A 3,071-nucleotide genomic window follows, 5' to 3' on the forward strand; every position below is an offset into this window, starting at 1 on the left:
CGCCTCCGGAACGATGGTGCCGTCGTGCACGTCGGGGCCGAGGTTGCGGCGGGCCCGATACGGAGCGAGCAGCTCGTGCTCGCGCATCACCCGCAGAAGCCGCTTGCGGGAGGTGTAGATCCCTTGCAGCTGGCGCAGCTTGGCCCAGACCTTGCGGTGGCCCTCGCCGGAGAACTCGCTGCCCTCGATGACCGCCCGGATCTCCCGGTGCAGCGGCTCGTCGTCCAGCCTCGGCCGAGCGGCCCCGCCTGCGCCTGTAATATCCCTTTGCAGCACGCTGTGCGCCGTTGTGACGATGGGTATAGAACGTCGAGCGGGGGATACCCCACTCTTGGCAGAGCCTGGCGACACCGAAGGGCCGGCGCTGGGAGACCGAGCACGCACGGCTCAGATACGGGACAGCAGGCTGGACGTGATTTGCCTCTCCTCCGCGCACGATCCTGGGTCTGGGGTACCGGCATATCGCCTTTGCTGGCTTGGGCTCTGCGCTCGGACTCATAGCCATTCCGCACCACCGCCCGGTGCCGGCCCGGCAGGCAATCCTCCCGATGGACGTCGATGAACTTGCTGAATCAGCTCTTACGCCCCGTGGCGCAGCAAATCGATCAACGGGTCCTCGGGACGGCCCTCAGGTCCATACGGCGTGTCTGTCGTACCGTGAGAAGGGGTGGCGTGCCCCTCGGCTGGTGGGTTGGTGGTACTTCCATTCCAGCCAGATACCCCGCCTTTCTCAATTCCCCCGAACTCCACTTTCCACGGTGCCTCCCCGAACCTGCCGGCGAATCCAGTCATCCACCTCGGATTCCCGCCACCGCGATGCTGCGCCGACCTTCACCGGCCGAGGGGCGTCGCCGCGGCTAATCATGGCGTACCATGTCGAGCGCGCCATCGCCGTGCGTTCGAGCACTTCATTGATTCGCATCAGGCGGTCAGGGCGATGTGTATGCCCAATTGTCTGGTCCATCAGTATACATCTCCATATTGGCGGGATGAGGCCACCCGGTTTTACAATAACTCCTTCTTCCTAATACACAGCAGATTTCACCAATCCATTAATCATCAATCCCTAAACATCTCTTATCATGCTAACAGCCCCACTTCCACGCACAAAACCTCTCTACGCTTATGGGTTCCGTCCTTTCTATTCATTAATCTTCCATATCAAATCTTCGAGATCGACATCTGCCTCCATGCGTGCCACATCCGTATACTGATTTTGGGGTTCGCTCTAGGGCGGGTTTCGCGGGCGCGAAACGAGTTCCCCAATGGTCCATTCAGAGGTTTCCGGGCACCCGTTTCGCGGGCGCGAAATGCACTCAAGGAGGGTCTATTGGGGGATTAAATAAATGCCTTGTTTCGCATGCGAAATGGGCGGTTTCGACCCTTTCTTCAAAAGGGTGTCCGACGCATTTGGTGCCGAAATTGGGTATGGACAAGGAAAGTCGGTCGCGCAGTATAGAAATCAAGGAAAGCGCCCCATGTTGCTACCGGATATCCGGTAGCAACATGGCTCGGATTAAGTGTCCGGTAGAAACATGGAAAGGGTTGGAAGCTAACAAGGCCATGTCGTCCGGGGGAATGAGGTTCCATGTTTCTACCGGATATCCGGTAGAAACATGGGGGAAAAGCCTGAAACACGGCGAAATGGAACGTTTCTCCGGTAGAAACATGAGCCATGTTACCCCCTAGTTAATACGGGGGCATGGCGGGCGAAAATGGGAGTTGGATGCTTGGGTGGAGAGTTATGGTCAAGTCTGGTGTATGATCGATGGCAGGTTCAGGCGGCGCTCTGGTCGGTGATGGAGGATGCCTCGTCGTTGGTCGGTTCGGTCTTTTCGACGCCATCGATGAACGTCACTCCGCGGTCGAGCCATTCGTAACCCCGGAGCCGACGCCAGCGCTTCTACGCGCTCTGACCGAGCTTGAACGTCAGGCTCAGGACGTTGTTGCGGGTCAGCAGCCCCGGGTCTTGTCGGTGCACAGCCGCACGGTGGCGAAGGTCGATTCGATCGGATTGGTGGTCCGAATCGACTGCCAGTGCGGGGCCGGGGAGTCGTAGAACGCCAGCAGGTCCTCCCGATCCTTGCGCAGCCTCTCGGCGGCTTTCGGGTACTTGTCGCCGTAGCCGGTCAGGAAGGCGTCGACGGCCTGTTCGGCGTCGGCGCGGGTTTCGGCCATCCAGATCGCCTGTAATGCCGACTTGGCCTTGGGCTGGCTGCGCTTGGGCAGCCGGTTCAGCACATTGGCGGTCTTGTGGACCCAGCAGCGCTGGCGGCGGGTGTCCGGGTAGACTCGGGCCAGCGCCTTCCAGAAGCCCAGCGCGCCGTCGCCGATCGCCAGCCGGGGTCCCTGCGGCAGACCCTGCTGGTCCCGCAGGCGCACCAGCATCTGGTACCAGCTCTGTTCGGACTCCCGCACCCCGTCGTCGAGGGCAACGAACGCCTTGGTGCCGTCGGGCAGGACTCCAATGATGACCCGCACGCAGGCGCGTTCATCGTCCTCCCCGCGCAGGTTGAAGTGGATACCGTCCGCCCACCAGTAACTGTAGCGATGAGCGCTGAGATCGTGCTCGCGCCATTCGGCGTGCTCGGTCAGCCACTGCTGCTTGAGGCGGCCTAGTGTCGAGGCCGACAGCCCCTGGGCCTGATCGTCCAGCAGCGCGCCCGGCGCAGACACGGGGGCAGCAGGCTCGACGTGAAGTGCCGGCCGCCGCCGAACCGATCCCGGATCTTCGGCACCTGTCGGTGCCGCCCGGCTCTGTCAGGAGTGGGGCATCCCCCGCTCGACGTTCTATGCCCGCGGTCACAGCGGCGCACAGCGCTCTGCAGAGGCTAATCGCAAACGCAGGCCGGTCCTCGGTCGACGCTGACCGACGAGTAGCTGCACAAGGAGATCCGCGGCTCATCCAGGGCAGCGAATTCACCGGCGAGGGGTATCGCAAGGTCTGGCCCAGGCTGCGCCAGCTTCGAGGGATCTACAGTTCCCGAAAGCGGGTTCTGCGGGTTCTGCGGGTTCTGCGGGTTCTGCGGGTGATGTGGGTGATGTGGGTGATGTGGGTGATGTGGGTGATG

At 61.9% G+C, this 3,071-nt stretch carries 2 protein-coding genes and 1 pseudogene; all 3 read right to left on the bottom strand.

Annotation, left to right across the window (positions count from 1 at the left end; genetic code table 11):
* Nucleotides 1-276: IS3 family transposase (locus tag C998_RS14255; protein WP_196799393.1), on the bottom strand; the 276-nt coding region annotated here is incomplete at its 3' end.
* A 454-nt stretch (nucleotides 277-730) separates the two neighbouring features.
* Nucleotides 731-964, bottom strand: a complete 234-nt coding sequence (locus tag C998_RS14725; protein WP_196799394.1) for an AlpA family phage regulatory protein — start codon at nucleotides 962-964, stop codon at nucleotides 731-733.
* Between the two features lie 813 nt (nucleotides 965-1,777).
* Nucleotides 1,778-2,741, bottom strand: a pseudogene (locus C998_RS14260) (IS256 family transposase); the annotation flags it as partial.
* Between the last annotated feature and the right edge of the window lie 330 nt (nucleotides 2,742-3,071).

This window comes from Thioalkalivibrio sp. ALgr3 (assembly GCF_000377325.1).
Taxonomy (GTDB): domain Bacteria; phylum Pseudomonadota; class Gammaproteobacteria; order Ectothiorhodospirales; family Ectothiorhodospiraceae; genus Thioalkalivibrio.